The organism is Arthrobacter sp. 05L45_2 (genome assembly GCF_056397525.1).
In genome coordinates, this window is sequence record NZ_JBFTNO010000259.1 from 1 (window position 1) to 3,492 (window position 3,492).

The 3,492-nt window shown below is 64.1% G+C and carries 1 protein-coding gene and 1 rRNA gene; one reads left to right on the forward strand and one right to left on the reverse strand.

What is annotated here, in order from left to right; all coding sequences use genetic code 11:
• Positions 1-594: 594 nt before the first annotated feature.
• Entirely contained in the window at positions 595-2,982 is a 2,388-nt protein-coding gene (locus tag AC1DHD_RS15055) for an HAD-IC family P-type ATPase (protein WP_476880487.1), read from the forward strand.
• Positions 2,983-3,117: 135 nt separating this feature from the next.
• On the opposite strand, the gene rrf is transcribed toward AC1DHD_RS15055, so the two are convergent.
• Positions 3,118-3,234 (reverse strand): 5S ribosomal RNA (gene rrf / locus AC1DHD_RS15060).
• Between the last annotated feature and the right edge of the window lie 258 nt (positions 3,235-3,492).

A 3,492-nucleotide genomic window follows, 5' to 3' on the forward strand; every position in this document is an offset into this window, starting at 1 on the left:
CTGTAAAAACCATGCCATCCACGGGGTGGACAACACAGCCAAAACAACCAATCAATAAAACAATTGGTATCAACAAACTTGGCACACTATTGAGTTCTCAAACAACAGACACACCCGGCACCACCACAACCCCAATACAGGGCCGCAACTCGCTCCGGAGCAACTTTTCAAACTTACCGGGTTCAGACTCCCAATGCAAATCCGATTTCCCGGACCTGAATCAGCAGACGAACCATCCCCACCAAAATTCCTTAGCGACAGAAAAGTCGAAAGAACCTGGTTTTGAATTATTTTTAGGGGATTGGCCGCCTCCGGTACTCCAGTTTTTCGCTGGCCTCCCTCGCGGCGACTTAGAAAACAATACACCCAACCGGGCCTATCCGCAAACGGGCTCCGGAGGCGACGTCTTGGGCCCACTATCCCTTGAAATCACGCGCTTCCCGCCACATCGGGCCGGCCGGCGGCCGCCACGAAAGAGCACCGGCGTCGCGGATGGAGGTTGTATCCTCCATCACTTTCGGTTGCGTCCCCGGATACGATCAGGGGGTGAGGGCAGAACGCCGGCGCCAGGAACCACTGACACTCCATCGGCGTGTGTCCGGACCGGCCGCCGAAGGACTTTCGCAACAGGATGTCGCCGCCCGTATCGAAGGCGGCCTGGACAACCGGGTTTCGGACAAAACCAGCCGGAGCCTCTGGCAGATTGTCCGCGCCAACGTACTCACACTCTTCAATGCAATCGTCGGCTCGAGTTTTCTGGTCCTGCTCCTGCTGGGCCGCTGGCAGGATGCGCTCTTCGGACTGGCAGCTGCCGGCAATGCCGCAATCGGCGTCGTCCAGGAGTTCCGCGCCAAACGTTCCCTGGACCGCCTCGCCATCCTTGACGCCCCGCGTGCCCGGGTCCTGCGGGACGGCAAGATCCAGGAGATCGCCACGGCCGACGTCGTCCGTGACGATGTGCTGGTCCTGCGCGCCGGGGACCAGGTTACCGCCGACGCCACGGTGCTGGACAGTGCAGGGCTGGAGGCCGACGAATCCCTGCTTACCGGCGAATCGGATCCCGCGGACAAGGACGCCGGATCCGAAGTCCTCTCGGGATCCATCATTGTGGGCGGTCACGGCAGGGCCAGGGTGGCGCGTGTGGGGGCCGACTCGTTCGCGAGCCGGTTGACGGCCGATGCCAGGCGGTTCTCCCTGGTGAACTCCGAGATCCGCAACAGCCTGAACCGGGTGCTCCGGTGGATTGCCTGGGGAATCCTGCCCGTGGCGTTGCTTGTGGTTAACAGCGAGCTGCAGGCCCGCGGCGGCTGGCAGGAGGCCATCAGCTCCGGTGCCTGGACGGCGGCCCTGGTGGGTGTCATCGCGAGTGTTATTGCCATGGTCCCGCTAGGTCTCGTCTTGCTGACCAGCGTCGCGTTCGCCGTCGGCGGGCTCAGGCTTGCCGGCCACAAGGTGCTCATACAGGAACTCGCCGCCGTCGAAGGCCTCGCCCGCGTGGACGTCCTCTGCATGGACAAAACCGGAACCCTGACCGAAGGCGGCCTCCGCTTCGAGGAGGTCCACCAGCTGACCGCCGCACCGGAGCCCGGGTGGGAGCACGCCCTGGGATGGTTCGCTTCCGAACCCGAAGCGAACGCTACGGCGCGCAGCCTGGGAACAGCTTTTGAAGACGACGGCGGCTTCCAGTCAATCTCCTATGTCCCCTTCTCCTCCTCCCGGAAATGGAGCGGTGTCACCTTTGGCACGGGGAACGGGAGAACGCCCACCTGGGTGCTGGGGGCCCCCGAGATGGTGTTGCCGGCGCCGGCGGACGGCCCCCATGCCGCCGTGCTCGCCAGGGCCGGCGAGTTGGCCGGCTCCGGCCTGCGGACGCTGTTGCTGGCGGGCGCCGACCGCCCCGCGGAGTCCCGTCAGACTCCGGAGCTCCCCGAAGGTCTCCGGCCGGTTGCGCTCCTGACGTTCCGCGAACAGCCCCGGCCGGATGCCCGCCAGACGTTGGAGTTTTTCGCTGCCGAGGGAGTGACGCTCAAGATCATTTCCGGCGACGATCCCCGGACCGTGGCCGCCATCGCCCGGCGGGTAGGCCTGGATGCGGCCGAGGGATTCGACGCGCGGTCACTGCCGGAGGAGCCCGGGCTGCTCGAGGAGGTGATGGACGGCAATGTTGTTTTCGGCCGCGTCACCCCCGATCAAAAGAGGGACATGGTGGCTGCCCTCCAGCGTCTTGGCCACACCGTCGCCATGACCGGCGATGGCGTCAACGATGCCCTGGCGCTGAAGTCCGCTGACCTGGGCATTGCCATGGACTCAGCGGCGCCGGCCACCAAGGCCGTGGCGCGCCTTGTCCTGCTCGACGGCCGGTTCGATCGCCTGCCGGAAGTACTGGCGGAGGGGCGGCGGGTGATCGCCAACATCGAACGGGTTTCCAGCCTGTTCCTCAGCAAGACCGCATACTCAATTGCCATCGCGGTGAGCTTTGCGCTGCTGCAGTGGCCTTTTCCGTTCCTCCCCCGCCAGTTGTCCTTTACCGACGGCCTTACCATCGGCATTCCGGCATTTTTCCTGGCCCTCATGCCCAATGCTCGCCGGTACCGGTCCGGCTTTCTGCGGCGGTCCCTCTGGTTCTCGCTGCCGGCCGGGCTGATCGCGGCCGGCTCATTGTTTATCCTGCATGCGTGCGCACCGCTGGTTGGAGCGCCGGACGCCGAAGCAGTGYGCTCGGCCTCGGTGCTGACGTTGTCGGTGGTGGGCCTCTGGATCCTGGCCGTGGTGTCCAGGCCGCTCAACGCTGGACGGGCCGGGGTGCTGGCGGGCATGTGCGCCGCACTGGTCATTCTCTTCAACATCCCGCTGGCCCAGGACTTCTTCATTCTTGGCTGGCCGCCGGCCGGGATGCTGGCTGCCGCACTGGCCGTCAGCGCAGGTGCGGGCCTCGCGGTGGAGCTGCTCGCCTGGTTCCACCGCCGCAGGTTCCCGCGCTGACCGCGTCGCTTGTTGTGTGGTGCGTTGGTCTGCCGGGGGAGGGTCGTCCGTCTGTGCCGGTCTGTCGTGGTTGGGTGGGTGGTTAAAGTGGGAGAGCCTCCAACCTGGTGGTTGGAGGCTCTCGACCTAATGATGTTCCGGCGGTGACCTACTCTCCCACACCCTCCCGGGTGCAGTACCATCGGCGCTGTGGGTCTTAGCTTCCGGGTTCGGAATGGGACCGGGCGTTTCCCCCACGCTATGACCGCCGTAACCTTGTGTCCGCACCCTGGCTGGCCCCGTTTTGGGGGGTCTTTCCCGGGTGGGAAGTTTTTGGGTTACAACTCTGCCCTGGTTGGGGCAGTGTGGTGTTGTTATGTAATTTTGTTTTGGTTCGCCATTCAACAGGGTTTGTTGTTTGGGAACCACATAGTGGACGCAAGCAGTCTTGTTTCTTTTTACCCGACCCTCTTGGTGCAAACGCTTTTGAAGGCGCGTTTGCGGGGTGGGTGTGTGGTGTAAGTTATCGGC